The organism is Bradyrhizobium sp. MV1.5 (assembly GCF_055807615.1).
Map to the genome: position 1 here is coordinate 184,460 of NZ_JBVVPL010000002.1, position 25,500 is coordinate 209,959.

Annotated in this window: 30 protein-coding genes; 4 read left to right on the forward strand and 26 right to left on the reverse strand. The window is 64.2% G+C overall.

Features of this window, described 5'->3' with window-relative positions; translation table 11 throughout:
• Positions 1–43: 43 nt before the first annotated feature.
• From AC0L2J_RS02920 to AC0L2J_RS02955, 8 genes are all read right to left on the reverse strand, one after another.
• The gene (locus AC0L2J_RS02920; protein WP_473387080.1) at positions 44–1,300 is read right to left on the reverse strand and encodes a TCR/Tet family MFS transporter; all 1,257 of its coding nucleotides are present in this window, start codon (positions 1,298–1,300) and stop codon (positions 44–46) included.
• The gene (gene der, locus AC0L2J_RS02925) at positions 1,297–2,679 is read right to left on the reverse strand and encodes a ribosome biogenesis GTPase Der (RefSeq protein ID WP_007609265.1); all 1,383 of its coding nucleotides are present in this window, start codon (positions 2,677–2,679) and stop codon (positions 1,297–1,299) included. Before der ends, AC0L2J_RS02920 begins: the two co-directional genes overlap by 4 nt.
• A gap of 48 nt (positions 2,680–2,727) precedes the next feature.
• Positions 2,728–3,279 (reverse strand): hypothetical protein, encoded by a 552-nt coding sequence (locus AC0L2J_RS02930; protein ID WP_007609264.1) that lies wholly within the window; start codon positions 3,277–3,279, stop codon positions 2,728–2,730.
• A 26-nt stretch (positions 3,280–3,305) separates the two neighbouring features.
• The gene (locus AC0L2J_RS02935) at positions 3,306–3,959 is read right to left on the reverse strand and encodes a tetratricopeptide repeat protein (RefSeq protein ID WP_473387082.1); all 654 of its coding nucleotides are present in this window, start codon (positions 3,957–3,959) and stop codon (positions 3,306–3,308) included.
• Positions 3,960–4,127: 168 nt separating this feature from the next.
• The gene (locus tag AC0L2J_RS02940; protein ID WP_473387084.1) at positions 4,128–5,711 is read right to left on the reverse strand and encodes a class I adenylate-forming enzyme family protein; all 1,584 of its coding nucleotides are present in this window, start codon (positions 5,709–5,711) and stop codon (positions 4,128–4,130) included.
• Positions 5,712–5,782: 71 nt separating this feature from the next.
• Complete coding sequence (locus AC0L2J_RS02945; RefSeq protein ID WP_007609254.1) at positions 5,783–6,367, reverse strand: NnrU family protein; 585 nt, start codon at positions 6,365–6,367, stop codon at positions 5,783–5,785.
• Positions 6,368–6,596: 229 nt separating this feature from the next.
• Positions 6,597–7,175 (reverse strand): hypothetical protein, encoded by a 579-nt coding sequence (locus tag AC0L2J_RS02950; protein ID WP_007609252.1) that lies wholly within the window; start codon positions 7,173–7,175, stop codon positions 6,597–6,599.
• Between the two features lie 192 nt (positions 7,176–7,367).
• Complete coding sequence (locus AC0L2J_RS02955; RefSeq protein WP_007609250.1) at positions 7,368–8,987, reverse strand: peptide chain release factor 3; 1,620 nt, start codon at positions 8,985–8,987, stop codon at positions 7,368–7,370.
• 169 nt (positions 8,988–9,156) lie between these two features.
• On the opposite strand from AC0L2J_RS02955, the gene sugE reads away from it, so the two are divergent.
• Positions 9,157–9,471, forward strand: a complete 315-nt coding sequence (sugE, locus tag AC0L2J_RS02960; protein WP_007609247.1) for a quaternary ammonium compound efflux SMR transporter SugE — start codon at positions 9,157–9,159, stop codon at positions 9,469–9,471.
• On the opposite strand, the gene AC0L2J_RS02965 is transcribed toward sugE, so the two are convergent.
• The 7 genes from AC0L2J_RS02965 to AC0L2J_RS02995 form a co-directional block, all read right to left on the reverse strand.
• Complete coding sequence (locus AC0L2J_RS02965; protein ID WP_007609242.1) at positions 9,464–10,471, reverse strand: inorganic phosphate transporter; 1,008 nt, start codon at positions 10,469–10,471, stop codon at positions 9,464–9,466. The two genes, sugE and AC0L2J_RS02965, sit on opposite strands and share 8 nt — an antisense overlap.
• A 15-nt stretch (positions 10,472–10,486) precedes the next feature.
• Entirely contained in the window at positions 10,487–11,131 is a 645-nt protein-coding gene (locus AC0L2J_RS02970; protein ID WP_007609240.1) for a DUF47 domain-containing protein, read from the reverse strand.
• Between the two features lie 158 nt (positions 11,132–11,289).
• Entirely contained in the window at positions 11,290–12,258 is a 969-nt protein-coding gene (locus tag AC0L2J_RS02975; RefSeq protein ID WP_007609238.1) for a branched-chain amino acid ABC transporter permease, read from the reverse strand.
• A gap of 1 nt (position 12,259) precedes the next feature.
• Entirely contained in the window at positions 12,260–13,123 is an 864-nt protein-coding gene (locus AC0L2J_RS02980; protein ID WP_007609236.1) for a branched-chain amino acid ABC transporter permease, read from the reverse strand.
• A gap of 72 nt (positions 13,124–13,195) precedes the next feature.
• The gene (locus tag AC0L2J_RS02985; RefSeq protein ID WP_007609234.1) at positions 13,196–14,419 is read right to left on the reverse strand and encodes an ABC transporter substrate-binding protein; all 1,224 of its coding nucleotides are present in this window, start codon (positions 14,417–14,419) and stop codon (positions 13,196–13,198) included.
• Positions 14,420–14,452: 33 nt separating this feature from the next.
• The gene (locus tag AC0L2J_RS02990) at positions 14,453–15,199 is read right to left on the reverse strand and encodes an ABC transporter ATP-binding protein (protein ID WP_473387087.1); all 747 of its coding nucleotides are present in this window, start codon (positions 15,197–15,199) and stop codon (positions 14,453–14,455) included.
• Positions 15,192–15,947 (reverse strand): ABC transporter ATP-binding protein, encoded by a 756-nt coding sequence (locus AC0L2J_RS02995; RefSeq protein WP_018459153.1) that lies wholly within the window; start codon positions 15,945–15,947, stop codon positions 15,192–15,194. Before AC0L2J_RS02995 ends, AC0L2J_RS02990 begins: the two co-directional genes overlap by 8 nt.
• 335 nt (positions 15,948–16,282) lie before the next feature.
• On the opposite strand from AC0L2J_RS02995, the gene AC0L2J_RS03000 reads away from it, so the two are divergent.
• The gene (locus tag AC0L2J_RS03000) at positions 16,283–16,966 is read left to right on the forward strand and encodes a hypothetical protein (protein ID WP_007609231.1); all 684 of its coding nucleotides are present in this window, start codon (positions 16,283–16,285) and stop codon (positions 16,964–16,966) included.
• Between the two features lie 3 nt (positions 16,967–16,969).
• Here the strand turns inward: AC0L2J_RS03000 and AC0L2J_RS03005 are convergent, their stop codons facing one another.
• Complete coding sequence (locus AC0L2J_RS03005) at positions 16,970–17,344, reverse strand: ArsC family reductase (protein WP_473387089.1); 375 nt, start codon at positions 17,342–17,344, stop codon at positions 16,970–16,972.
• Positions 17,345–17,449: 105 nt separating this feature from the next.
• Between AC0L2J_RS03005 and AC0L2J_RS03010 the strand changes: the two genes are divergently transcribed.
• Positions 17,450–17,821, forward strand: coding sequence for a tRNA-binding protein (locus tag AC0L2J_RS03010; RefSeq protein ID WP_473387091.1), 372 nt, complete (start codon positions 17,450–17,452; stop codon positions 17,819–17,821).
• A 19-nt stretch (positions 17,822–17,840) separates the two neighbouring features.
• Here AC0L2J_RS03010 and AC0L2J_RS03015 read toward each other — a convergent pair whose 3' ends face one another.
• The 10 genes from AC0L2J_RS03015 to AC0L2J_RS03060 form a co-directional block, all read right to left on the reverse strand.
• Positions 17,841–18,545: a glutathione S-transferase family protein gene (locus AC0L2J_RS03015; RefSeq protein WP_473248524.1), complete on the reverse strand. Its 705-nt coding sequence runs from the start codon at positions 18,543–18,545 to the stop codon at positions 17,841–17,843.
• Positions 18,546–18,638: 93 nt separating this feature from the next.
• Positions 18,639–18,782 carry a hypothetical protein gene (locus tag AC0L2J_RS03020; RefSeq protein WP_007609210.1) on the reverse strand — a complete coding sequence of 48 codons (144 nt, stop codon included), beginning with the start codon at positions 18,780–18,782 and terminating at the stop codon, positions 18,639–18,641.
• Between the two features lie 113 nt (positions 18,783–18,895).
• Positions 18,896–19,561, reverse strand: coding sequence for a DUF429 domain-containing protein (locus AC0L2J_RS03025; protein ID WP_473387093.1), 666 nt, complete (start codon positions 19,559–19,561; stop codon positions 18,896–18,898).
• Between the two features lie 34 nt (positions 19,562–19,595).
• Complete coding sequence (locus AC0L2J_RS03030) at positions 19,596–19,943, reverse strand: carboxymuconolactone decarboxylase family protein (protein WP_473387094.1); 348 nt, start codon at positions 19,941–19,943, stop codon at positions 19,596–19,598.
• Between the two features lie 3 nt (positions 19,944–19,946).
• Complete coding sequence (locus AC0L2J_RS03035) at positions 19,947–20,468, reverse strand: RNA polymerase sigma factor (RefSeq protein ID WP_473387096.1); 522 nt, start codon at positions 20,466–20,468, stop codon at positions 19,947–19,949.
• Positions 20,465–20,674, reverse strand: coding sequence for a YgaP family membrane protein (locus AC0L2J_RS03040; protein ID WP_473387098.1), 210 nt, complete (start codon positions 20,672–20,674; stop codon positions 20,465–20,467). The genes AC0L2J_RS03035 and AC0L2J_RS03040 overlap by 4 nt, the downstream gene beginning before the upstream one ends.
• Positions 20,675–20,772: 98 nt before the next feature.
• Positions 20,773–21,957, reverse strand: a complete 1,185-nt coding sequence (locus AC0L2J_RS03045; RefSeq protein WP_473387101.1) for a serine hydrolase domain-containing protein — start codon at positions 21,955–21,957, stop codon at positions 20,773–20,775.
• Positions 21,958–22,031: 74 nt separating this feature from the next.
• Positions 22,032–22,763, reverse strand: coding sequence for a GNAT family N-acetyltransferase (locus AC0L2J_RS03050; RefSeq protein WP_156526705.1), 732 nt, complete (start codon positions 22,761–22,763; stop codon positions 22,032–22,034).
• Positions 22,729–23,076, reverse strand: coding sequence for a Lin0512 family protein (locus AC0L2J_RS03055; protein ID WP_007609201.1), 348 nt, complete (start codon positions 23,074–23,076; stop codon positions 22,729–22,731). Before AC0L2J_RS03055 ends, AC0L2J_RS03050 begins: the two co-directional genes overlap by 35 nt.
• Positions 23,077–23,302: 226 nt before the next feature.
• Positions 23,303–24,967 (reverse strand): acetolactate synthase large subunit, encoded by a 1,665-nt coding sequence (locus AC0L2J_RS03060; protein ID WP_473387103.1) that lies wholly within the window; start codon positions 24,965–24,967, stop codon positions 23,303–23,305.
• Between the two features lie 171 nt (positions 24,968–25,138).
• On the opposite strand from AC0L2J_RS03060, the gene AC0L2J_RS03065 reads away from it, so the two are divergent.
• A complete protein-coding gene (locus tag AC0L2J_RS03065) occupies positions 25,139–25,492 on the forward strand; it encodes an MmcQ/YjbR family DNA-binding protein (protein WP_063992742.1) in 354 nt (117 codons plus the stop codon).
• Positions 25,493–25,500: the final 8 nt, after the last annotated feature.

Genomic DNA, 25,500 nt, shown 5'->3' on the forward strand with positions numbered 1-25,500 from the left:
CCCGCCTCGGACAAGGTGGCGGATTACGCTTCGCTAATCCGCCCTACGGTTCTGATCTCGCCGCTCCCAGCGCCCGCACCGCGATCGCCACGCACGCCGCCATCAACACCGCCGCGAGCAGGAACGGCGCGCCGGGTAGCTGCCACGGCGCGCTCGCGCCGATGAAATATGAAAACGTCAGCGTGAACAGGAACGGGCCGACGAGCTGCGATACGCTCTGCACGCTCGCGGTCGCGCCCTGCAACTGGCCCTGCTGATCGGGCGCGACCAGCCGCGTCATCAGCGATTGCATGGCGGCGCCCGAAATGCCCCACAGCGACATCACGGGAATGCCGAGCCAGAACAGCGGCCCGGTCGGCGCCGCGCCGAAGATCACGAAGCCGATCGCGCCACAGCACAGGCCGAGCAACAAGGCGTTGCGCTCGCCGAACACGCGCACGATCGGGCCGATGGCGAGCCCCTGCACCACCATGGCGCAGATGCCGACCATCGCCAGCGTCAGTCCCACGGTTTTGGAATCCCAGCCGTAGCGATAGGTGGCATAGAGCACGAAGGTCGAGGGCAGCACGACATGCGCGACCTGAGCGATGAAGTTGACGACAGACAACGCAGCGAGGACCGCGTTGGAACGCAGCAGGCGGAGCGCTCCGAGCGGATTGGCGCTCCTCCAGCGGAACGGCGCGCGCTTATCCGGCGCCAGCGATTCCGGCAGGACGAAGAGCCCGTAGAGCGCATTGGCCAGGCTTAAGGCCGCCGAGGCCCAGAACGGCAGGCGCGGATCGATATCGCCGAGCAGGCCGCCCAGCGCCGGCCCCAGCACGAAGCCGGCGCCGAAGGCAGCGCCAATCCTGCCGAACACCGCTGCGCGCCGCTCCGGCGGCGTGATGTCGGCAATATAGGCAAAGGCGGTCGAGATGCTGGCCGAGGTGATGCCCGAGATGACGCGGCCGACAAACAGCCAGACCAGCGACGGCGCCAGCGCCATCAGCACATAATCGGCCGCAAGCCCGAAATTCGACAGCAGCACCACCGGCCGCCGCCCGAAGCGATCCGACAGCGCGCCGAGCACCGGCGAGAACACGAACTGCATCAGCGCCCAGGCGGTGCCGAACAGGCCGAAGATGCGGGCCGCGTGCGCCGTGTCGTTGTCGACGAAGCTCTCGATCAATTTTGGCAGGATCGGCATGATCACGCCGAGCGCGAGCATGTCGAGCAGGATGGTGACGAAGATGAAGGCGACCGCACCGCGCCGGACTGGCGCTGCGCCCTGCGCCATCGCCTCGCCGGCGTCGTTGCTCACGACGGCCGCTTGCGCTTGTGGGCGAACGGATTGGCTTTCTCGCGCAGGGTGATGCGCACCGGTGTGCCGGGCAGTTCGAAGGCCTCACGCAGCGAATTGGTGAGATAGCGCAGATAGGACTGCGGCACCGCGTCCGCACGCGAGCAGAACAGCACGAAGCTCGGCGGGCGGGCCTTGGTCTGCGTGATGTAATTCAGCTTCAGCCGTCGTCCGGACACGGCCGGCGGCGGATTCGCCTGCACCGCCTCCTCGAACCAGCGGTTCAGCGCCGCGGTCGACACACGCCTGTTCCAAAGCGCATAGGCATCCTGGATCGCCTGCATCAATCGGTCAATGCCCTCGCCCATCAAGCCGGAGACGGCGACGATCGGCACGCCCTTGATCTGCGGCAGCAGATGATCGGCATCGCGGCGCAGGTTCGAGATCGCACCGCCACCCTTGCTCTCCATCAGGTCCCATTTGTTGACAGCGAGCACGACGGCGCGACCCTCGCGCTCGATCAGGTCGGCGATGCGAAGATCCTGCTCCTCGAAGCGGTTCTGCGCATCCATCATCATCACGACGACTTCGGCAAAGCGCACCGCGCGCAGTGCGTCGGCGACCGAGAGCTTCTCGAGCTTCTCCTCGATCCGCGAGCGCCGGCGCAGACCCGCGGTGTCGAACACGCGAAACTCGCGACCCTTCCAGTTGATCTCGACCGCGATGGAATCGCGCGTGGTGCCGGCCTCCGGGCTCGTCAGCAGGCGCTCCTCGCCGAGCAGATGATTGATCATCGTCGACTTGCCGGCGTTCGGCCGCCCGACGATCGCGACCCGGATCGGACGCGTGGCCGCCTCCTCCTCCGTCAGCGGCTCGTCGTCCTCGACGTCGTCCTCCTCGACGGGCTCCGGCATCAGCTCTCTCAGCGCGTCATAGAGCTCACCCAGGCCCTCGCCGTGCTCGGCCGAGATCTGGATGGGATCGCCGAGGCCGAGCGCGAAAGCCTCCATCGCGCCGGCATCGCCATGCTTGCCTTCGCTCTTGTTGGCGACGAGCAGCACCGGCTTGTTGGCCTTGCGGGCGAACTCGGCGAAGGCGCTATCGTTGGGTGTGAGGCCCATGCGGGCATCGATCACGAAGAACAGCGCGTCGGCCTGTGCGATCGCGGCCTCCGTCTGCTCCTGCATGCGGGCGGTCAGCGAGCCCTTGGCGCCCTCATCGAGGCCGGCGGTATCGATGATCGTGAAGTCGAGATCGCCGAGCCTGGCCTCGCCCTCGCGGCGGTCACGGGTGACCCCGGGCAGGTCATCGACAAGCGCGAGCTTCTGCCCAACCAGGCGGTTGAACAGCGTCGACTTGCCGACATTGGGTCGGCCGATAATGGCAATCTTAAAGGACATGGGTCATTCGTGCGCTGCCGGAGCCGCGCCTGTCAATGAAATGAAAAATTAGCGCGAGAAGCTGCCGCTCGGCATCGGCGCCGGGAAGGCGCCCTGCGTTTGCTGCTGGGTGGTCTGGGTCGGTTGCGCCTGCTGGACGGGTTGATCGGGCGGCGGCGCGGTGGTGCGCTTGCGCACGATCTTCTGCCTGGGCGGCGGAGTGGCCGCGGGCGGCGCGGCCTCGGGTTGGGCCTCGCCATCGACTTCCCCGGCGGGCGCCTCAGCCGGCGCGACGGCCGCGCTGGCCGGCTGCCTGGTCTTGTTCGCCTTGGCACCCTTCGCGGGCTTGGCCGGCTCGGGCGGAGGCTCGGTGGGCAGAGCCGCGACGGCGGGTCCGTTCGGATCGGGCTGTTGCTGTGCGCCCTTGTACATATCCTTCGGAACGCCCTGCTCGAGGCCGGGCACGCCTTCCGGGAACACCAGCTTGCGGTCGCCCGGCAGCTTCTTCTTGGTATCGAGGAAGTCGAGCATGTCGCTCGGATCGAAGCTGGAGCAACCGCCCAGGACGCCCGTGAAGGCGATCAGGACGGCGGCTGCGATCAAGCGTGGCGTGCGGCGCATGTCGGTATCTCGTCTCAGCTCTCGGCTCAGCTCTTCGCTACGGGCGGCAGCAGGGCCTGTAGCGCCTCGGCGCGTGAGCGCAGGCCGGGCGGCGTTTCGCCATCCTCGGCAATCGCGTCGAGCCATTTGCGGGCGGCAGTCATATCGTTGTTGCGCCAGGCCGACAGCGCCAGCATCTCGCGGGCGGTATGACGGAAGGTCGATTTAGGCGCGGTGGAGGCTTCCAGCCGCTGCTGCATGTCGGCATAGCCGGCGCTGTCGAGCAGGAGACCGGCCGCGCGAATCTTTGCCAGATCCTGCCACTCGCCGCCTACGCTGCGGTCGGCGGCGATGTCGTCATACAGCTTGGCGCCCGCCTTGCGATCGCGGGCCGCCGCCTCGGCCGCGGCACGCAGCCGCGCCAGAGTGCGATAGCCCGATGGAGCCTTTGCAGCGAGCTCGGTGAAGGCCGCTTCGGCCTCCGCATGCTTGTCCTGATCGGACAGTTCGGCGGCCTTCTCGAAGGCGGCACCGGCCTCGGCAGCCTTCTTGGCCTCCAGATATTGGTAACCGCGCCAGCCACCCACGGCGGCGACGATCAGCACCATCAGGGCGATGAACAAAATTGAATACTTGTCCCACAGCTTCTTGAGCTGTTCGCGACGTACTTCCTCGTCGACTTCGTCAAATAATTCAGACACTTATGCTTATCCCATGCCCGTCCGGGTGCGCGCGCCAAAGCGTTCGCGTCAGGAATCCCGTCCCCACGTGGCGGCGAGGTACCCTAACGATATGGCGGTGGCAAGGCAAAGCGAGCCCGATCAAGGCGTTAACCACCCGGGACAGCCCGGAGAGACCGCCTCCTCGGGTCAGGTCCCCAACAGCTCCCGCAGCTGCCGCTTCAGCACCTTGCCATTGGCATTGCGCGGCAAGGGCTCCGCGGTGATCACCATGGTCTCCGGGACTTTGTAGTCGGACAGCCGCTCCGCGCACCAGGCCCGCAAGGACTCGCTATCCACCGGTGCGCGCGCCACCACCACGGCGTGAACGCGCTCGCCCAGCACCGGACACGCCTTGGCGACGATCGCGCTCTCGACCACGGCCGGGTGGCCGGCCAGCACGGATTCGACCTCGGCCGAATAGATCTTCAGGCCACCGCGATTGATCATGTCCTTCTGCCGGTCGAACACCCGGACAAATCCCTCCGCGTCGACCGAGCCGAGATCGCCGGAATGCCAGAACCCGCTGGTGAAGCTTTCGGCCGTGGCTTTTGGATTGTTCCAATAGCCCTTGATGACGGAGGCACTCTGGATCCAGAGCTCCCCGATTTCCCCAGGCGGCAGCTCGCGTCCGTCCGCGTCCATCGCCAGGATGCGCGCACCCGGACACGGCAGGCCGACGCTGTCGATATGGCTTGCCGTCAAGCTGCCCGGCATGATCGTGGACGGCGATGTCGTCTCGGTCGCGCCGTAGCAGTTCGCCAGCTCGAGGCCGGGAATGATCGCCTTGAGCTTCTCGATGGTGGCAACCGGCATTGGTGCGCCGCCAAAGCCGCCGATGCGCCAGCTCGATAGATCGTAACTCTCGAAATCCGGCTGGAGCAGGCAGAGATTGTACATCGCCGGCACCATCACCGTGTAGGTGACGCGCTCGCGCGCGGCGAGCTTGAGATATTCGCCGGCCTTGAACTCCGGCATGATGATCAGCGCGCCACCGCAGCAGATCATCGTGGTGATGTTGGCGACGACACCGGTGACGTGGCCGAGCGGCACCGCCGCGATCGAGCGGTCGGCCGCCGTCAATTGCAGGCAGGACACGAAGATCATCGAGGAATGGACGATGTTGCAATGGGCCAGCATCGCACCCTTCGGCTTGCCTGTCGTGCCCGAGGTGTAGAGGATCATGGCGGTGTCCTCCTCGCTCGTCTCGACCGGTGTCGAGGCCGGTGCGTTGTCTGCCAGCACAGCGAAACGCGACAAAGCCGGATCGTCGTCGACAGCGATGCGGTGGACCAGTTCGGGCACATCCGGCAGCCGTTCCGCGAGCGCCGCCTCGAAAATCAATATCTTTGCGCCGCAGTCGGCGAGCACATAGGCGATTTCCGGCTTCTGCTGCCGCGTGCTGAGCAGCACCGTGACGAGCCCCTCATGCGCGGCAGCAAACAGCAGCAGCGGGAATTCGACCCGGTTGCCGAGCAGGATCGCGACACGATCGCCGCGCTGCAATCCGAGCTTGCGAAATCCCGCCGCGATCCGCGCAGCCTGCTCCGCGGCCTGCCGCCAGCTGAGCCGGACCTGGCCTGAGATCAGCGCTTCGCCGTCGGGATTGCGGGCGCAGGCGTCCGCAATCATCGCCCACAGGCTCGACGGCCGATCGCAAAATGCCGGCACGACCCGATCGCCGAAGCGCGCCTCGAACCGCATGGGCGGGATCTGAGAATGCGACCAGTCCATCGGAATGCCTTGGCTTGTTGCTCTCGTTATCTTCCGCGCATGGGCATGCCGTCTTGTCTTGTGCTGATCGGCTAGCCGCCCATCACGGGAACGCCGATGACGACGGGATGGAACGCAAACGCCAGCGCCAGATAAGCGACGATTCCAACCACGACCGCGATCAGATCGTTGGTGACGCCGCCGACCGGAATCGGCGGACCGCCACCATCAGTCCGACGCTTCAGCGTAATGCGATCATACACCGCCCAGCCCAGGAACGAGCCGAACAGGATGATGGAGCCGAGATCGCCATTGGCCAGAAGATGCGCCGCCGCCCACAGCTTGATGCCGGCCAGCATCGGATGTTTCAGCGTCGCATAGATGCGGCCGCGCAGATAGGACGCAACCACCAGGATGACCGCGGGCAGCATCAGTGCGAGCGTGATGTGCTTCAGCGCCTTCGGTGGATACCAGACGTCGATCCAGCCCGTCGCGCGATAATGCGCGAAGCCCCAGATGATCAACGCGAGCCCCGCGAGCGAGGCAAGCGAATAGAGGATTTTGTAGGTCCCCTCGCCCAGTCTCGCGATGGCCTGCGCGCGCGCCTCGCGTTTCGTCGTGAACACATGCGCCGCAAAAAACAGCGCAAGCCCCAGGATCATAACCAGCAGACCCACGAGATTCTCTCCTCAACCAGCGCCCCAGCCCATGGCCTATCATCGATTGGCCGCGGGTCGCAACTCTCACCCCTCATGGTGAGGAGGCGCGAAGCGCCGTCAGCGGACGATGCTTCGCATCGCCGCGAGAACCATGCAGGCCCGGCTGCTGCAACAGCGCGGCCTGCATCCTTCGAGACGCGCGTAAGAACGCGCTCCTCAGGATGAGGGGATAGAGATGTCCCGGCTGTTATTTTCCCAAGGTCCGATTGTCGACATACCGGATCGCGATCGGCCGCCCGGCGAGGGCACCGCCAAGACCCCCGGTGAATTTCAGCGGCAGGCAGGCGTTCAACGATGAATTGATCGCATTGAGATAGGTGGTTCTCGTCTCGGGGGGCACGCCCGCGGTCGCAAAGGTCAGGCGCGGCGGGCCGATCAGGCCGCCCGACTTGTTGAAGCTGAAGCGCACGGCGATCTGCATGCCCGCGCGGGCATTGTCCGTTGGCGGCGACCAGCAAGTGCGCAGCTCGGCGAAGAGATCGCCGATCGTATCGAGATCGTGATCCGGCTTTTGATATTTGGCGCGATCCGCCTCTGACGGTACGCTTTGGATCGTGAGCTGGAGGTTCTGGCCGTAGGGATAGTCGATCTCGGGAATGCAGGGACCAGGCTCGAGCGGGCTGCAATAGGACGGCGTGCAGGGCCTTCCATCGAGGACGCTGCACGGCTCGTGCGAAAACGGAATGGGGTTGATTTGCCGGGGCCGCGCGTCCGTGGCGATCGTCGAGATCGCCAGCAGGAGGAAAACAAGGATGCCGCGCCACATGACCAGAACGTGGCATCGCCGGAGAAGCCGTCAAGCCCGCAAGCGTTCACATGCTCGCGCGTACACGCGGTGTCGTCGTCCGGCTCGACCGGACGATCCAGTATCCCAGAGGCGATTGTGATTGAGCCGAGAGGCTGCGGCGTACTGGATGCCCCGCCTGCGCGGGCATGACCGCGGTGGGGCGGAACGCCCCTACCCCTTCTTCTTGACGTCCTTGACGTTGGTGAACTCGATGCCCTCGGCCCGTTCCCTGGTGTAGCCGAGATAGAACTCGTTCCGCGCCAGATAGACGGGATCGCCGTCGACATCGTCGGCGATGCTGGAGGTGTTGGCCGCGATGAAGGTGTCGAGCTTCTTGCGGTCGTCCGACGAGACCCAGCGCGCGAGCTGGAACTCGCTGACCTCGAATTCGACCGGCAGGGAATATTCCGCATCCAGCCGCGCCTTGAGCACGTCGAGCTGGAGCGCGCCGACGACGCCGACCAGCGCGGGCGCGCCGTCGCGCGGGCGGAACACCTGCACAACACCCTCTTCCGACATCTGCTGAAGCGCTTCCTTCAGCTTCTTCGCCTTCATCGCATCCGTAAGACGTACGCGGCGGACGATTTCCGGCGCAAAGCTCGGCACGCCAACGAAGTTGAAATCCTCACCGTCGGTCAGCGTATCGCCGATGCGCAGCGTGCCGTGGTTGGGAATGCCGACGACGTCGCCGGCGTAGGCCTCGTCCGCAACCGAACGGTCCTGCGCGAAGAAGAATTGCGGGCTGGACAGCGGCATGCTCTTGCCGGTGCGCACGAGCTTCGCCTTCATGCCGCGGCTCAGCTTGCCGGAGCAGAGGCGAGCGAAGGCGATGCGGTCACGGTGGTTGGGATCCATGTTGGCCTGGATCTTGAACACGAAGGCGCTCATGCGCGGGTCGGTGGCTTCGACCTTGCGCTGGTCGCTCTCCTGCGCGCGCGGCTCGGGCGCGAACTTGCCGAGTCCTTGCAGCAGGTCGCCGACGCCGAAATTGCGCAACGCGCTGCCGAAATAAACCGGCGTCAGATGGCCCTCGCGAAACGCTTCGAGTTCGAACGGTTTTGAAGCTGCGGTGACGAGCTCGAGCTCGTCCTTCACCGCCGACACGTCGAGATTGGCGTTGAGCTTGCCGAGCTCGGCGATCTCGATCTGCTGCGCCGCGCCGGTCTTGGCGCCGCCGCCTTCGAGCAGGCGCACGCCGCCATTGACGACGTCATAGGTGCCGAGGAACTCGCGGCCGCGGCCGACAGGCCAGGTCATTGGCGTGGTATCGAGCGCCAGCGTCTTCTCGATCTCGTCCAGAAGCTCGAAGACGTCGCGGCTCTCGCGGTCCATCTTGTTGATGAAGGTGATGATCGGGATGTCGCGAAGACGACACACCTCGAACAGCTTTCGGGTGCGCGCCTCGATGCCCTTGGCAGCGTCGATCACCATGACGGCGGAATCGACCGCCGTGAGCGTGCGATAGGTATCTTCCGAAAAGTCTTCGTGGCCCGGCGTGTCCAGAAGGTTGAACACCAGCCCCTCGAACTCGAAGGTCATGACCGAGGTCACGACCGAGATGCCGCGCTCGCGCTCGATCTTCATCCAGTCCGAACGCGTGTTGCGCCGCTCGCCCTTGGCCTTGACTTGGCCGGCCAGATTGATGGCGCCACCGAACAGCAGCAGCTTTTCGGTCAGCGTGGTCTTGCCGGCGTCCGGATGCGAGATGATCGCAAAGGTACGCCGCCGCGACACTTCAGCGGCAAGCGAGGAACGGGCCGTCGATTCGGCTGTGGTGGCGATGTCGGACATTGCGGCAGCGTTTGGCAGGGAAAATGAGCCTGATCAAGCCTCATCTGGTGATTGCGGAGCCTTCCGGCCAGTCCCATATCCGGCCTGGGATCAGGTTGGGAGGGACGGCCTTCCCTTCCCATCAGCACACCAGTCGCGGGGACGCCCCTGCCTTGAATGGAGGGTCGTCATGGCCTGGAGCATCCTGTTTGTCGCCGGTCTGCTGGAGGTCTCATGGGCGATCGGCCTCAAATATACCGAGGGGTTCAGCAAGCTCGTTCCGTCGGTCCTCACGCTTGGCGCCATGGCCGGCAGCATCATCCTGCTCGGGCTCGCCCTCAAATCGCTGCCGATTGGAACCGCTTATGCAGTCTGGACCGGCATCGGCGCGGTCGGTACCGCGACGCTCGGCATCATCCTGTTCGGCGAGCCGGCCACCGCGTTCCGCCTCGCCAGCATCGGGCTGATCGTCGCCGGGATCGTCGGGCTGAAGCTGGTTACCTGAGGAAGATCTTGACCGCCCACCAGGAGAGCGCGGCGACGATGGCCGAGGCCGGCATCGTGATCACCCAGGCATAGACGATCGAGCTGGCGACGTTCCAGCGCACCGCCGAGAGGCGCCGGGCGGCGCCGACACCGACGATGGCGCCGGTGATGGTGTGGGTGGTCGAGACGGGAACGCCGAGGAAGGTCGCCATGAACAGGGTCGCGGCACCGCCGGTCTCGGCGCAAAAGCCTTGCATCGGGGTCAGCTTGGTGATGCGCAGGCCCATGGTGCGGACGATGCGCCAGCCGCCCATCAAGGTCCCCATCGCCATCGCGGCCTGGCACGAGAGCACCACCCAGAAGGGGACGAAGAATTCGCCGCCGAGCTGGCCCTGCGAATAGAGCAGCACGGCGATGATGCCCATGGTCTTCTGGGCGTCGTTGCCGCCATGGCCGAGCGAATAGAGCGAGGCGGAGGCGAATTGCAGGATTCGGAAGGCGCGATCCACGGCAAAGGGCGTGGAGCGCACCGAAGCCCAGGAGACGATCGCAACCAGCACCATCGCGAGCAGGAAGCCGACCAGCGGAGACAGCACGATGGCGATCACCGTCTTGGACAATCCGCTCCAGACCGCCGCCGAAAGGCCGGCTTTGGCCACACCGGCACCAAACAAGCCGCCGATCAACGCGTGAGACGAGGACGATGGGATCCCGAGCGCCCATGTCACCAGGTTCCAGACGATGGCGCCGACGAGCGCCGCGAAGATCACCTGGGCATCCACGATCGCGGGATCGATGATGCCGGTGCCGATGGTCTGGGCGACGTGCAGCCCGAACACCATGAAGGCGACAAAATTGAAGAACGCGGCCCAGAACACCGCGTATTGCGGCCGCAGCACGCGGGTCGAGACGATGGTCGCGATCGAATTGGCGGCGTCGTGCAGGCCGTTCAGGAAGTCGAACAGCAGCGCGACGGCGATCAATCCGACCAGGACGGGAAGACCCAACGCAACATCCACGGCGTGGCCCCTGCCCTAAACTTGCTCGATGACGATGCTGTTGATCTCGTTCGCGACGTCGTCGAAGCGGTCGGCGACTTTCTCGAGATGGTCGTAGATCTCTGCGCCGACGATGAAATCCATCGCGTTGCCGTCGCGATGCTTGAGGAACAGTTCCTTCAGCCCGATATCATGGAGATCGTCGACGCGGCCTTCCAGCTTGCCCAGCTCTTCCGTGATCGCGGTCAGCATGGCCACGTTCTGGCCGATCTTCTGCATCAACGGCAGCGCACGACCGACCAGATTGGCGCATTCGATCAGGAGCCCGCCGATCTCCCGCATCGGCGGCTCGAAGCTGCGGACCTCGAACAGCATCACGGCCTTGGCGGTCTGTTGCATCTGGTCGATGGCGTCGTCCATCGAGGTGATCAGGTTCTTGATGTCGCCGCGGTCGAACGGGGTGATGAAGGTGCGGCGCACCGCGGTCAGCACCTCACGGGTGATGTTGTCCGCATCGTTCTCGAACTGGTTGACGCGCTGGCAATAGACCGGCGTCTCCTCGCCCCCGTTGAGCATGCTCTGGAGCGCGATCGAGCCCTGGATCACGGTCTGGGCGTGGCGGTCGAACAGGTCGAAGAACCGTTCTTCCTTGGGCAAGAAAGCGCGAAACAATCGCATCATGGGGGAGAGACTACCGGTTGGATGATGGCCTGGCCCGAGCGGGCCGTCATAAAACTGTCATAGACCATTTTCGATCCACGCGCGTGCCACCTCACGCCCGTGGAGCCGGATCATCCACCGCTTTCGCGCGTCAACACATCTTCCATTATATCAACGGCTTACAGCGACCGCCGGAAGTAATGCGCGATTTCGCCGATGACGCCGCGGCGGAAGGTGAGCACGCAGATCACGAAGATCGAGCCCTGGATCACGGTCACCCACTGGCCGAACCCCGCCAGATATTGCTGCATGGCGATGATCACGAAGGCGCCGACCACGGGACCGAACACGGTTCCGAGTCCGCCGACCAGCGTCATCAGCACGACTTCGCCCGACATCGACCAGTGCACGTCGGTGAGCGAGGCATTCTGCGCCACGAAGACTTTCAGCGCACCGGCAAAGCCGGCCAGCGTGCCCGACAGGACGAACGCCAGGAATTTGTACTGATCGGTGCGGTAACCCAGCGAGATCGCGCGCGGCTCGTTCTCGCGGATCGCCTTGAGGACTTCGCCGAACGGTGAGTTGATGATGCGGAAGATCAGCAGGAAGCCGGCGAGGAAGCCGACCAGCACCACATAGTAGAGCACGGTCGGCTTGGTTAGATCGAAGACGCCGAACATGCGTCCCTGCGGGATGCCCTGGATGCCGTCTTCACCATGGGTGAACGGCGCCTGGAGGTAGATGAAGTACAAAAGCTGCGACAGCGCCAGCGTGATCATCGAGAAATAGATGCCCTGGCGGCGGATCGAGATATAGCCCGTGATGAGCGAGAGCACGAAGGCACCGGCGACGCCGACGAGGATGCCGAGTTCGGGCGGCAGCGCCCAGACCTTCAGCGCATGCGCGCTGCAATAGCCGGCCGTGCCTAAGAACATCGCATGACCGAAGGACAGCAGACCGCCATAGCCGATCAGCAGGTTGAAGGCGCAGGCGAGCAGCGCGAAGCACAGCGCCTGCATTACGAAGAACGGGTAGACTCCCGTGAATGGCACCGAAGCCAGCAGCAGCGCCATCACCACGAACACGATCATCTCATCGCGGATCGAGCGCGGGGTTACCGGCAGCGTGTCGTCCGTCAAGGCTGTCATATCAGGCCGCCCTTCCCGTCAATCCCGTTGGCTTCACCAAGAGGACCAGCACCATCAGCACGAACACGACGGTGTTGGAGGCCTCGGGGTAGAAATATTTGGTCATGCCCTCGATCACACCGAGCGCAAAGCCGGTGATGATGGAGCCCATGATCGATCCCATGCCGCCGATCACGACCACCGCGAACACCACGATGATCAGGTCGGCGCCCATCAGCGGCCGCACCTGGTTGATCGGCGCCGACAGCACGCCAGCAAGCGCGGCCAGGCCGACACCGAGGCCGTAGGTCAGCGTGATCATGCGCGGCACGTTGACGCCGAAGGCGCGCACCAGCGTCGGGTTTTCAGTGGCGGCACGCAAATAGGCGCCGAGCCGCGTCTTCTCGATCAGGAACCAGGTCGCGATGCAGACTACCAGCGAGAAGATGACGACCCAGCCGCGATAGATGGGCAGGAACATGAAGCCGAGATTCATACCGCCCTTGAGCTGGTCCGGAATGGCGTAAGGCATGCCAGAGGAGCCGAAATAGTTCTGGAACACGCCCTGCACGATCAGCGCAATGCCGAAGGTCAGGAGCAGGCCGTAAAGATGATCGAGCCCCGTCAGCCATTGCAGCATGGTCCGTTCGAGGATCATGCCGAAGATGCCGACGATGATCGGGGCAAGCAGCAACGCCCACCAGTAGTTGATGCCGCCGATGTTCAGCAGGAAGTAGGCGACGAACGCGCCCATCATGTAGAGCGCACCGTGGGCGAAATTGATGATGTTGAGCATGCCGAAGATCACGGCAAGCCCGAGACTGAGCAGCGCGTAGAACGAGCCGTTGATCAGTCCCACCAGTAGCTGAGCGTAAAGAGCCTGCATCGATCCCGCACCCGATCCCTTCGGCGTTCCCTGAAAGTCGCCCGCAAGCCTGATGGCCTGCGGGCGGTTATCTTACTTCTTCAACAGCGCGCACTTGCTCTCGGACAGCGGCGTGAAGGCCTGGTCGCCCGGCACCGTGCCGACCAGCTTGTAGAAGTCCCACGGTCCCTTGGACTCGGAGGGCTTCTTCACCTCGAACAGATAGGCATTGTGGATGGTGCGGCCGTTGGGCTGGATCTCGCCCTTGCCGAACAGATCGTCTTCCGTCGGCATCGACTTCATCTTCTCGACGACCTTGGCGCCGTCATGCGGGTTGCCGCCGAGCGCTTCCAGTGCCTTGAAATAGTGACGCACGCCCGCATAGACGCCGGCCTGCACCATGGTGGGCGGCGCGTTGTTCTTCATCTTCTCGGCAAAGCGCTTCGAGAACGCCCGGGTCTGGTCGTTCATGTCCCAGTAGAAGGTCTCGGTGAAGTTGAGGCCCTGAGCGGTCTCGAGCCCGATCGCCTTGACGTCGGTGAGGAACAGCAGCAGCGCCGCGAGCTTCTGGCCGCCCTTGACGATGCCGAACTCGGCCGCCTGCTTAATCGTGTTGGTGGTGTCGCCGCCGGCATTGGCAAGGCCGATGATCTTGGCCTTGGAAGCCTGCGCCTGCAGCAGGAAGGACGAGAAATCCGGCGTGTTCAGCGGGTGCTTGACGCCGCCGACCACCTTGCCGCCGTTGGCGGTGATGACCGCGGTGGTGTCGCGCTCCAGCGCCGCGCCGAAGGCGTAGTCGGCGGTCAGGAAGAACCAGGTGTCGCCACCGGCCTTCACCAGAGCCTGGCCGGTGGTGTGGGCCAGCATGTAGGTGTCGTAGGTCCAGTGCACCGTGTTGGGCGAGCACTGCGCGTTGGTGAGGTCCGAAGTCGCAGCACCCGAGTTGATATAGACGCCGTTCTTTTCCTTGACGACGTTGTTGACCGCGAGCGCCACGCCGGAATTCGGTACGTCGACGATGATGTCAACCTTGTCGACGTCGAACCATTGCCGCGCGATCGCGGTGCCGATGTCGGGCTTGTTCTGGTGATCACCCGAGATGATGTCGATCTTCCAGCCCTTCGCGGCCAGGCCGGAATCTTCAATGGCCATCTGCGCGGCGAGCGTCGAGCCCGGTCCACCGAGGTCGGCATAGAGCCCGGACTGATCGGACAGCGCGCCGATCTTGACGGTCTTGTCCTGCGCGAAAGCTGCACCGGTGGCGGTCACGGCCAGCGCCGTGCCGAGCAGAAACGACGCAATCGACTTTGTCATCATGCTACTTCCTTATGAATCTTCTTATTGGCCGTTCTAGACGCCGAGATACGTGTGGAGCTTGTCCATATTGGCGGCAAGCTCCGCATTGGAAAATCCGTCAATGATCTTGCCGTGCTCGACCACGTAATAGCGGTCGGCGACGGTGGATGCGAACCGGAAGTTCTGCTCGACCAGGAGGATCGTAAAACCCTCCTTCTTGAGCCGCGCAATGGTTTGGCCGATCTGCTGGATGATGACGGGCGCGAGACCCTCGGTCGGCTCGTCCAGCATCAGGAAGTTCGCGCCGGTGCGCAGGATGCGCGCGATCGCGAGCATCTGCTGCTCGCCACCGGAGAGCTTGGTTCCCTGGCTGTTGAGCCGTTCCTTCAGGTTCGGAAACAGATCGAAGATCTGCTCGAGCGGCAATCCGCCCGGACGCACCACCGGCGGCAGCAGCAGGTTCTCCCGGACATCGAGGCTGGCGAAAATTCCCCGTTCTTCCGGGCAGAACGCGATTCCCATCCGCGCGATCTTGTCCGAGGTCGTGCGGATGATGTCCTGGTTGTTGAACTTCACCGAGCCGGTGCGCTTGCCGATGATGCCCATGATCGACTTCAGCGTGGTGGTCTTGCCGGCGCCGTTGCGCCCGAGCAGGGTGACGACCTCGCCCGCGTTCACGTCGAAGTTGATCCCGTGCAGGATGTGGGACTCGCCGTACCAGGCTTCCAGGTTGCGGACCTGGAGGAGGTTGCCGCCGCTCGCGGCCTTTGCGGGAGCTTCCGCCGTTGCAGTCTCAGCCATGACCGGCTCCCAGATAGGCTTCCTTGACGCGTTCGTCCTTGGTGAGCTCGCTGTAATGGCCTTGCGCCAGCACCTGCCCGCGCGTCAACACGGTGATGATGTCGGAGAGATTGGCCACGACGCTCAGATTATGCTCGACCATCAGGATGGTGTATTTCGCGGAGATGCGCTTGATCAGCGCCGCGATCTTGTCGATGTCCTCGTGGCCCATGCCGGCCATCGGTTCGTCCAGCAGCATCATCTCGGGGTCGAGCGCGAGCGTGGTTGCGATCTCCAGTGCGCGCTTGCGCCCGTAGGGCATCTCGACCGCAGGCGTATTGGAAAACTCGCTGAGGCCGACATCGTTCAACAGCTCGCGCGCGCGATCGTTGAACTGGTTGAGCACGGATTTGGAGCGCCAGAAATCGAAGGAGCTGCCGTGCTGGCGCTGAAGCGCGACGCGGACGTTTTCCAGCGCTGTGAGATGGGGGAATACCGCCGAGATCTGGAACGAGCGAACCAGCCCCAGGCGGGCCACGTCGGCGGGCGCCATCGCGGTGATGTCCTGCCCCTTGTACAGGATTTTTCCGGCAGACGGTTTGAGGAACTTGGTCAAAAGATTGAAGCACGTCGTCTTGCCGGCGCCGTTCGGGCCGATCAACGCGTGAATGCTCCCACGGCGAACCTTGAGCGCAACGTCGCGGACGGCGAAGAAGCCCGCGAACTCCTTGGTCAAGCCTTCCGTTTCGAGAATGAACTCATCGGCCAAACAGTTTTCCCCCTGCCCGCACAACGCGCGTGGCTATCCTTGTTGCTTCGGCTTTCCGGAGGCCTTGGAGCCACTCCCTGGAGCCTATCCGGAACGCCGCCTCCGGGCGCGGAATATGCCGGAGGTGACGGGGGTTAGGCAAGGCGGAAAGCTGAGCAGGTCAGGCCTCCGGCCGGGAGACTTATGCTCCCTTAGTCGGACGTGTTTTGATGTCGCGCCTGCCCGGCTTCCCGGTTCGCAAAGCGCCGGTCATCAAGCCGTCGTTAACGGTCTTTCGTTCCATGCGCCAGCCTTCATAGAAAATTTTCCCGCGGCGAGGATCATGCGCGGGTTTCATGCGTCCGGAATTTCTATTCGCCGGGAATATTGTCTTGGATTTTGCAAGCGCCGCTCCTTCCGTGGTCAAGTCGATCAGGCAGCGTGATCTCCTGAACACGTGGCTGCGGCTCTATGCGCGCGAGCAGACGGCCCCGGCGATCTGGGAGTACCAGCCTGCGCGGCTCGAGGAAGAGCTCTCCGATCTGATCTATTATACGGTGGACATGTCGACGCCGACACCGCGTCTGACCATCCAGAGCGAAGGTACGCGCATCTCGCGCGCCTATGGACACACCGGCAAGGGCGTTCTGCTCGACGACTATATCGGGCCGCGTCTCGTGCCCCTGGTGATGCCGGTCTATCATGAATGCGTGGCGCGCGGGCTGCCGGTCTACAGCATTGCCGACGTCGACGACATCTACGGCCGTGTCGTCGCCTATGAGCGCCTGCTGCTGCCCTTCCAGACCGACGGCAAGGTCTGTCACATCATCGCATCGCTCAAGACCTTCTGCGAGGACGGCGGCTTCGAGATCAAGAATCTGATGCGCGGAAATGACGCGCTGCCGCGCCCGAGATTGCGCAAGGTGATCGACCGCGACCTGTTCCATCGCACCCCCGGCCGCATCGCGCCGGCCGAGCTGGTCGAATTCGTGGACCAGCAGGGCTCCGGTGTTCCCACCGAGATCATCGAGCTGAACTAGCGCTCAGCGCGATTTGGCGTCGGCGTCTTTGGTCGTGACTTCCTTGGCATAGATATCCGGCTTGAAACCGACCAGCAGCTTGCCGCCGACTTCAAGCACCGGCCGCTTGATCATCGATGGTTGCGCTAGCATCAATGCCAGCACCTTTTTCTCGGAGAGGCCTTCCTTGTCGGCATCGGGCAGCTTCTTGAAAGTCGTCCCGGCGCGGTTGAGCAGCGTCTCCCAACCGACCTTGTCGCTCCACTGCTTGAGCTTGTCCTTCTCCACGCCCGCTGTCTTGTAGTCGTGAAACGCGTAGGCGACGCCATGGCTGTCGAGCCAGGCGCGCGCCTTCTTCATGGTGTCGCAGTTCTTGATGCCGTAGATGATGTTGGGCAAAACGTTCCTCGCGCATGCGTCGTATCGTGATCCCAAAGCGTTGTACGCAACTCCGGTTCGCGCGACAATATTGCGAACGACGCCATCTCTTCGAACGGACACTCCATGCACGTCACTCATGATCCAGGCGCGACTGCGTCGCCGACCATCGACTTCGACACTTTTCTCGCGGTCGATATCCGCGTCGGCACCATCGTCGATGCAAAGCCGTTCCCGCAGGCGCGCAAGCCGGCCTGGCGGCTGTGGATCGACTTCGGTCCCGCGATCGGCGTGCGCAAGAGCTCGGCCCAGATCACCGAAAATCATCCGCTTGAAACGCTGGTGGGCCGACAGGTTGCTGCGGTCGTGAATTTCCCGCCGCGCCAGATCGGCCCTGTTGTCTCGGAGGTGCTGACCCTCGGTTTCCCCGATGTCGACGGCAAGGTCGTCCTGGTGCAGCCGAGCAAGCCCGTGCCGAACGGCGGACGGCTGTTCTAGCCTCAAGCCTCTTCGAACCTCACGGCCGCTTCGGAATGTTCAGCCCACGCTCGACCGCCGGACGCGCCAGCCCGCGTTCGAGCCAGGCGGCGACGGAATTGAACTGGCTGAACGCGACGAGATCGCCGGCGCCGTAGAAACCGATGAGGTTGCGCACCCAGCCGAGCATGGAGACGTCGGCGATGGTGTAATCGTCGTCCATGAACCATTGCCGGCCGGCAAGATGCATCTCCATCACCCCGAGCAGCCGCCTGGCCTCGCCCACGTAGCGCTCGAGCGGCCGCTTGTCCTCGAAATCCTTGCCGGCGAATTTGTGGAAAAAGCCGACCTGCCCGAACATCGGCCCGATGCCGCCCATCTGGAAATGCAGCCACTGAATGGTCTGATAACGGCGCGCGGCATCCTGCGGCAGCAGCTTGCCGGTCTTCTCCGCGAGGTATTGCAGGATCGCTCCGGATTCGAACAGCGGCAGCGGCCTGCCGCCGGGACCGTTGGGATCGAGGATCGCCGGGATCTTGCCGTTCGGATTAAGCGAGAGGAACTCCGGTGTCTTCTGGTCGTCCTTGCCGAAATCGACGAGATGGACTTCGTAGGGAAGCCCGATCTCTTCCAGCATGATCGAGACCTTGACGCCGTTCGGCGTCGGCAGCGAATAGAGCTGGAGCAGCTCCGGGTGCTTGGCCGGCCAGCGCTTGGTGACGGGAAAGGCGGACAGATCGGACATCAGGACCCCGGCTTCGTTCATGAGATGCCGCCTAGTTTAGGCAAGCGAACGAACGACGCAAGGTCGAGTGGTCAGATCATTTTCCCGTACAGGTCACAACGGCCGCAGCAAATGGTTGGTGGCGTGCATCACATCGCGCTGTGCGCGTTGCTCGATGAAGAGCTGGCCGGTGACGAGCAGTGCTCCGGTGAAGACGAGCGCAAGCATCGCGGTCGCGAACTGACTGGCATCCCTCATCGGACGAGCTTCTCCGTGTTAGGTTCGCACGGGGAACGCGGGCCGGCCGTCGTCTGTTCCTGCAAGCTTCAAATAAATTGCAGCTTTTTCCCGATCCTCGCACGCCGGCAGCCTCAATAATTGATCTCCATCCGCAAGCCCCGCGGGTCGGTCTCCTCCCCGCCGAACCGCTGCGTGCTGTCGCGTGCCGCGACCGCGCAGGCACAGGCGTCAATGAGATCGTCATGGCCGATGCCGGTGCCGTGTCGTTGATTCAGCCATTTCGGCAAGCGCACGAAGCCGCGCTGCTGCAGGAGTGCGATGCGTTGCTCGCGGCCCTCCGCCGATGTCTTCTTAGGAAGCCGGGCCCGCCCAGCCAGATTCCAGAAAATCAATTCCGGATGCGCTTCGCCGATGGTCGCCTGCCGCGTCGGCGTCATGATCGCGTCGACGTCCCCGATCTTGTCCCTGATGTTCCAGAGCTGCGCCGACACGCCCCTGCCCTTGCCCTCGCGCTCCCAGTAGTGACGGTTGGCTGCGGCCATGTCGGCAAAGCTCCAGAGGCCGCGGCGCGCGCCGAGAAACACGGCGGGACCGACCAGCTCGCGTGCGCGCAAATCGCAGACGCGATATCCGCTCCATTTCAATCCGATCGGCATGTCGATCATCGCCCGGGCATGCGGCAGCGCGAGCAGCCGCGCGAGACCCGGCGAATAATCGAAGCCGTGATCACCGCGATGGTCGATCCAGGCGGCGACCCAGCCGAAGCGAAATCCATCGAGGCCGAGATAGTTTGGCAATTTCCTGATCCCCGACGGACATCCGCCCGCTCCTCTATCCCAGTTCCTCGCTCCGGTGCTGCTCGAACAGGCGTTGCGCCAGCAACGCGTGGCCGAGCGTGCCGCCGGCGCGAACCGCCGCCGCAATCAGCGCGGCTTCCGCGATTTCTTCGCGCGTTACACCGGCCTTCGCCGCCTTCGCCGTGTGCACATCGAGGCAATAGGCGCATTGCGTGGTGAGCGCGACCGCGAGCGAGATCAGCTCGCGATATTTTGGCGGAATCAATCCGTCCTTGCGCTCGACCGCGTGGTTGAACGCAAGGAACGCGTTGGCCTCGACCGGCGCGAGCGCCACAAAGGCCGGGATGGATTTCAGATCGTCAGGGCCTTGATAACAGGTCATGGCTCATCTCGTCAGATATTCGCGCAGCAGGGCGCGGGCGCGATGCAGACGGGCCTTTACGGTCTGCCGGGTCGCACCGAGTGCGACGGCGATTTCGTCGATGGTCATTTCCTTGACGTCGCGCATCAGAGCGACATCGCGGTAGTGCGGCGGCAGTGCCTCGAAGGCCGCCGCGACGTCGAGCCGCAAATCGGCTTCAGGACGCGACAGCAGCAGCGCCTCCGCCTCTCCGCCGTCGATCGCCGGCGCGAGGCCTACCTTGCGGGCGAGCCGCAGGCATTCGCGACGGACCACGCTGAACAACCAGGCCGAAAACGCCAGCCACGAGCGGATCGTGCCGACATGGCGAAACAGGATCCACAGCGCCTCCTGCGCCGCATCCTCGGCATCCGCCGAGCTGCGACAGGTGGCGCGGGCATAGCGACGGATGTTCGGCTGCGCCGTCTCGAGCAGAGACACGATCGCCTGGGGATCGCCGAGGCGCGCGGCCTCGAACAGGTCCGGCGAGATCACAGCGGCGCTCACGACTCGCCTCCCCTTCCGATGCCGGCCATCGCGCACATCGGACAATAACCGACGAGGCCGGTCAGCGCGAAACCGGCGCCACCGAGCGCCACCAGCCACGCCGCGGCGCCGGTGAGATACACGAACGCCGCGACCGTCACCGCGACGCCCAAGGCGATCCGCACGGCCTGATGCAGGCCGCCGATGTTCTTCCTGTAAAATGCCATCACATCCTCCGAGACGAGCCGAAGCAAAATGCCTCGACCCTCAAGAGAGGGCGCGACAGCCGGAAAGGATTCGCGGCAACGTGTAATTTTTTTCGCGATCAGCCTCCGACAGCCTGATAGGCCAGACGCTTGAATTCGAAGAAGAACGGATTCCAGAAGCCCATGTAGCGCTGCGTCATCAGCACACTGGCGGTATTCGCCTGCGGGCAGATCCACCAATGGGTGCCGGCAAGGCCGCCCCACTGGAATTCGCCGGTCGAATTCGGGGGATCGAACGGCATCGGCGCGAAGGTGACGGCGCCGCCGAGGCCAAAGCCCTTGCCGGGGATCGGGCCGAGATTGGCGAAGCGGATGTTCTCGCCGGCGGGCAACTGGTTCGTCATCATCTGCCGCAACGTCTCCGGCTTCAGCAGAGCATCCGAGCCCGGGAGCAGCGCCCGTATCAAAGCGAGCATGTCGGGCAAGCTCGAGACCAGTCCACCGCCGCCCGACAGCCGCGGGAACTGCCGCCGATAGGCCTGCGGATAAGGCAGGTCGTCGGCCCGGGTGAGGCCGGGCTTCATGGGGTCGAGCACATCCGCGCCGTTGTAGAGTGCCACCAGCCTGCCCTGCTGCGCGTCCGGCACGTGGAAGCCGGTGTCGGTCATGCCGAGCGGCTCGAAGATGCGCGCCTTGAGGACGGCGTCGAGCGACTTGCCGGAGACGACCTCCACGACACGCCCGAGCACGTCGGTCGCGACCGAATATTCCCAGGACGCGCCGGGATGAAAGGACAGCGGCAGATCGGCGAGCTGGTCGATCATGCCGGTCAGCGGCGTCAACGGATTGAGAACCCGTGCCTCGTTATAGGCTTTGAACAACACCGTACCGGGATCAAAGACGCCGTAGCTGAGGCCGGAGGTATGAGTCAGAAGCTGCCGGATCGTGATCGGGCTCTTCGCCGGTTCGACGTCGGCAAGGCTCAAAGCGCCCGGCTTCAGAACCTTGCGATTGCCGAGTTGCGGCAGGAATTTCTCCACGACGTCATCGAGCCCGATGCGGCCTTCCTCGACCAGCAGCATGATCGCGCAGGTGACGAAGATCTTGGTGTTGGAGAACGCGCGAAAAATGTGATCGGGCCTCAGCGCGGTGCTCGCCTCGCGATCGGCAAAACCGACGCATTGCTGATCGACGACCTCGCGGCCGCGCAGCACCGCCCAGGATGCCCCCGGAATGATCTCCTGATCGACGTAACGCTGCATTGCCGTCCGCGTGGCGGAAAAATCAGGTGTTCTGGCGTCCATGTGCTTCCCCCAATGATGGTGGGATCGATATAGCGTGAATTCGCCGGATGAGAAGCCTGACCGGACGGCGCGGCTCATTCCTGCTTCATGAACGCAGTGACGTGCAGGCTGCGCCGAATCCACATCCCCTGCCGCTGGTACAGCGCGATGGCCGATGAGTTGCTCGAGAACACGTGCAGGAACGGAATTTCGCCGCGCGCCTCGATCTGGCGCGCGACCGCCGCGAGCAGCGCCTGCGCGTAGCCCCGGCCGCGATGGTCGGGGTGGACGCAGACGGCCGTCATCTCGACGAAGTTGCCCGGCTTCATGCGCTCGCCGGCCATCGCGACCAATTCGCCGCCCGCGCGGATGCCGAGGAACGTCCCGAGTTCGTGCGTGCGCCGCGCGAATGGACCGGGCTTCGTCAACTCCGTCAGCGCCATCATGGCGGGAACGTCGGCTGCACCCAGCCGGACGATCTCGGCATCGCGAAGCGGACTGTCGGCCGGAGAGCCGATCATCTGCTCGCAGGGTCCGGCCAGCACAACCTTGAAACCTGCGGGAACGTCGACGGCCTCCGGAGTGAACAGCGCGGCGACCTGCGAGCCCGACAGGAGATCACGGAGCGCGGCAAAGCTCGTCTCGGACATGTCGACCATGTCGGCAAAGGGCGTCACGTCGACCGGATAACGCAGCGCTCGCGGGCCACCCTCGGCCAGATGTTTGTGGCTGGTCGTCAGCGCGCTCCAGATCGGGCGATCCAGCAGCGTTGCGTCACCGTTGGACACCGGCCTAGTCCTTGTCGAAGCTGACGATGACGGCGGCATTGGCGATGAGGATGGGGTCGTTGCCCTGTTCCGCGGCCGAGGGGATCTCCAGCCCGCCCTTCACCGCGTTGACGGTGACAGTACCGTAAGGCAGCTCCTTCGCGACGGCTTCCTTGTCGACGGCTTCGGGATTCGGCACCGCAATTGTGACGTCCACGAACATGTCGTTCGCGGTCTTGTCGATCATCCGGAAGAAGCCGAGGCTCGAATGCCTGATGGCATCCGACACGGCACGCTTCGCCGCCTTGGTGGCGTCCCTGCCATGAACGTCGACGCCCATGCCCATCTCGGTGATACAGCGAACGCGAGTCATGTTCTTATTCCTGTGATTGGTTGGATGGTTGGGGAGTGTGGGCGATCGGACGGCACGAGACAAGTGAAGTCGTTCCTCTCGTGTCCCGGACGCGCTGCAACGCTTTGGCGTTGCTGCGCAGAGCCGGGACCCAGGAGGCGCAGAGTCCGCTGATGCATGGGCCCCGGCTCTGCAGCGCACCGCCGAAGGGGCGCTGCGCTGCGTCCGGGGCACGAGATCGCAGTTCTCACGCTTTTGCTTTCTCCCGCGCCCGCAGCTCTTCCACGAGCACCCGCACATTCTCCGAATAATCGATCGGGATCACGACCAGATGCACCCCGCCCTCCTTGAAGGCGGCATCCAGAGTCGGGGCAAAACTGTCGATGCTCTCGATCCGATGTCCCCTCGCTCCATAAGCCTTCGCGTACAGGACGAAATCGGGATTGCCAAAGGTCATGCCGAAATCGGCGAAGTGATCGACGGCCTGCTTCCAGCGGATCATGCCGTAGGCGTTGTCCTCGAGCACCAGCACGACCAGATTGAGCTTGAGCCGGACGGCGGTCTCCATCTCCTGGCTGTTCATCATGAAGCCGCCGTCGCCGGCAACCGCGAGCACGCGGCGCTCCGGATAGAGCATCGCGGCCATCATCGCCGACGGCAGCCCGGCGCCCATCGTCGCCAGCGCATTGTCGAGCAGCAGCGTGTTGGCGACGCGGGTGCGGTAGTTGCGCGCGAACCAGATCTTGTACATGCCGTTGTCGAGCGCGACGATGCCGTTCTCAGGAATGACCTGCCGGATATCGTGCACGATGCGTTGCGGCGTCGGCGGCCAGCGCGCTTCGGTGGCGCGGTCGGCGATCTGCGACAGAATCTTTTCGCGCAGCGGCAGCAGCGCGGCGGCTTGCGGCAGCTTGCCTTCGAGCCGGTCGGCGAGCAGTTCCAGGCTGGGGCCGACGTCGCCGACGACTTCCGCATCGGGAAAATAGACCAGCTCGACGCTGGCCGGCGTGTAGCTGACGTGAATCACCTTCGGGCCCGACGGCCCCATGATGAAGGGCGGCTTCTCGATCGGGTCGTGACCGATCGCAACGATCAGGTCGGCGGCGTCGATCGCGTCATGAACGTAGTCGCGCTCGGACAGCGCGGCGGTGCCCATGTAGAGATTGGTGCCGCCGGGAACCGTGCCCTTCCCCATCTGCGTGGTGAAGAAGGGAATGCCGGTCCGCCGCACGAAGCTGGCGATGCCGTGGGTCGCGCGCGGCCGGCTGGTCGCAGCGCCCATCATCACCAGCGGATGCTTCGCGGCCAAGATCATCTCGGCGGCGCGGTCGAGCGCGGCGCGATGAGCGACCGGGATCTCGATCGGATGAACCGGGATCACCGGGACATCAGGCACTTCATCGCCCGCGATGTCCTCGGGCAGTTCGAGATGCACCGGCCCCGGCCGCTCTTCCATCGCCACGCGAAACGCGTCGCGGACCACAGTCGGGATGCTGGAGGCGCTGATGATCTGCCGCGACAGTTTCGTCAGCGGCTTCATGGTGGCGACCACATCGACGATCTGGAAACGGGCCTGCCGGCTGCTCATGATCGGCTTCTGGCCGGTGATCAAGATCATCGGCATCGCGCCAAGATGCGCATACGCCGCGCCCGTCGACAGATTGAGCGCACCCGGGCCGAGCGTCGAAAGACATACTCCGGGCTTGCCGGTCAGCCGCCCGTGCGTCGCGGCCATGAAGGCGGCGGCCTGCTCGTGGCGGGTCAGGATCAGTTCGATTTTGGAGGTGCGCAGCGATTCCACCAGATCGAGGTTCTCCTCGCCGGGCACGCCGAAGATGCGGTCGACACCTTCGTTCTCCAGCGCCGCGACGAACAGGTCGGATCCTTTTGCTCTGCGTTCCTGCCCACTCATGTCGCCTCCCGGTCACAATGTCGGCTCCCGTGTTCCACGGCAGCCGGCGCATGGTAACGGTCCGCGGCGCGGGCACAACTCACAAAGAGGCGCGCAATCGCATCATCCCCGTGGCGACAACGCTTGTCCCCTCCGTGTCCTTGCCGCGTACGCTGTGCTATCGCTCGGACAATGACTCCCAAAACCTTCGAGACCCGCTGCCTGCGCCTGCCCGCCGTCACCAAGGTGGTGCAGTGGGAGGGCACCTCCGTATTCAAGGTCGGCGGCAAGATGTTCGCACTCGGCGGCGGCTTTGCCGCGCGCTCCGGCGGCTACATGTTCAAGGTCTCGAACATGGCCTACGCCATGCTGATCGAGCACGGCCTTGCGCGGCCGGCGCCCTATCTGGCGCGCGCCAAATGGGTGCAGCTCGTCGGCAACAACGCACTGTCAGACGCCGAGCTCACGAGCTATCTGGCGCAGGCGCACGCGCTGATCGTGGCGAAACTCACGCGGAAGTCCCGCAAGGCGCTGGGCCTGGACTGAAGCGCAGC

What these genes read in the sequence shown, in the direction of transcription:
- AC0L2J_RS02980 (WP_007609236.1), bottom strand. Translation starts at nt 13,123, where the DNA reads ATGCAGGCTCTTTACGCTCAGCTACTGGTGGGACTGATCAACGGCTCG.
- AC0L2J_RS02950 (WP_007609252.1), bottom strand. Translation starts at nt 7,175, where the DNA reads ATGTGGCGCGGCATCCTTGTTTTCCTCCTGCTGGCGATCTCGACGATC.
- AC0L2J_RS02940 (WP_473387084.1), bottom strand. Translation starts at nt 5,711, where the DNA reads ATGGACTGGTCGCATTCTCAGATCCCGCCCATGCGGTTCGAGGCGCGC.
- der (WP_007609265.1), bottom strand. Translation starts at nt 2,679, where the DNA reads ATGTCCTTTAAGATTGCCATTATCGGCCGACCCAATGTCGGCAAGTCG.
- AC0L2J_RS02985 (WP_007609234.1), bottom strand. Translation starts at nt 14,419, where the DNA reads ATGATGACAAAGTCGATTGCGTCGTTTCTGCTCGGCACGGCGCTGGCC.
- AC0L2J_RS02990 (WP_473387087.1), bottom strand. Translation starts at nt 15,199, where the DNA reads ATGGCTGAGACTGCAACGGCGGAAGCTCCCGCAAAGGCCGCGAGCGGC.
- AC0L2J_RS03020 (WP_007609210.1), bottom strand. Translation starts at nt 18,782, where the DNA reads ATGAGGGATGCCAGTCAGTTCGCGACCGCGATGCTTGCGCTCGTCTTC.
- AC0L2J_RS03040 (WP_473387098.1), bottom strand. Translation starts at nt 20,674, where the DNA reads ATGGCATTTTACAGGAAGAACATCGGCGGCCTGCATCAGGCCGTGCGG.
- AC0L2J_RS03015 (WP_473248524.1), bottom strand. Translation starts at nt 18,545, where the DNA reads ATGTCCGATCTGTCCGCCTTTCCCGTCACCAAGCGCTGGCCGGCCAAG.
- AC0L2J_RS03045 (WP_473387101.1), bottom strand. Translation starts at nt 21,957, where the DNA reads ATGGACGCCAGAACACCTGATTTTTCCGCCACGCGGACGGCAATGCAG.
- AC0L2J_RS02930 (WP_007609264.1), bottom strand. Translation starts at nt 3,279, where the DNA reads ATGCGCCGCACGCCACGCTTGATCGCAGCCGCCGTCCTGATCGCCTTC.
- AC0L2J_RS03065 (WP_063992742.1), top strand. Translation starts at nt 25,139, where the DNA reads ATGACTCCCAAAACCTTCGAGACCCGCTGCCTGCGCCTGCCCGCCGTC.
- AC0L2J_RS02955 (WP_007609250.1), bottom strand. Translation starts at nt 8,987, where the DNA reads ATGTCCGACATCGCCACCACAGCCGAATCGACGGCCCGTTCCTCGCTT.
- AC0L2J_RS03050 (WP_156526705.1), bottom strand. Translation starts at nt 22,763, where the DNA reads ATGCCGCCGTCATCGTCAGCTTCGACAAGGACTAGGCCGGTGTCCAAC.
- AC0L2J_RS03000 (WP_007609231.1), top strand. Translation starts at nt 16,283, where the DNA reads ATGCGTCCGGAATTTCTATTCGCCGGGAATATTGTCTTGGATTTTGCA.
- AC0L2J_RS03055 (WP_007609201.1), bottom strand. Translation starts at nt 23,076, where the DNA reads ATGACTCGCGTTCGCTGTATCACCGAGATGGGCATGGGCGTCGACGTT.
- AC0L2J_RS03010 (WP_473387091.1), top strand. Translation starts at nt 17,450, where the DNA reads ATGCACGTCACTCATGATCCAGGCGCGACTGCGTCGCCGACCATCGAC.
- AC0L2J_RS03060 (WP_473387103.1), bottom strand. Translation starts at nt 24,967, where the DNA reads ATGAGTGGGCAGGAACGCAGAGCAAAAGGATCCGACCTGTTCGTCGCG.
- sugE (WP_007609247.1), top strand. Translation starts at nt 9,157, where the DNA reads ATGGCCTGGAGCATCCTGTTTGTCGCCGGTCTGCTGGAGGTCTCATGG.
- AC0L2J_RS02975 (WP_007609238.1), bottom strand. Translation starts at nt 12,258, where the DNA reads ATGACAGCCTTGACGGACGACACGCTGCCGGTAACCCCGCGCTCGATC.
- AC0L2J_RS02970 (WP_007609240.1), bottom strand. Translation starts at nt 11,131, where the DNA reads ATGATGCGATTGTTTCGCGCTTTCTTGCCCAAGGAAGAACGGTTCTTC.
- AC0L2J_RS03030 (WP_473387094.1), bottom strand. Translation starts at nt 19,943, where the DNA reads ATGACCTGTTATCAAGGCCCTGACGATCTGAAATCCATCCCGGCCTTT.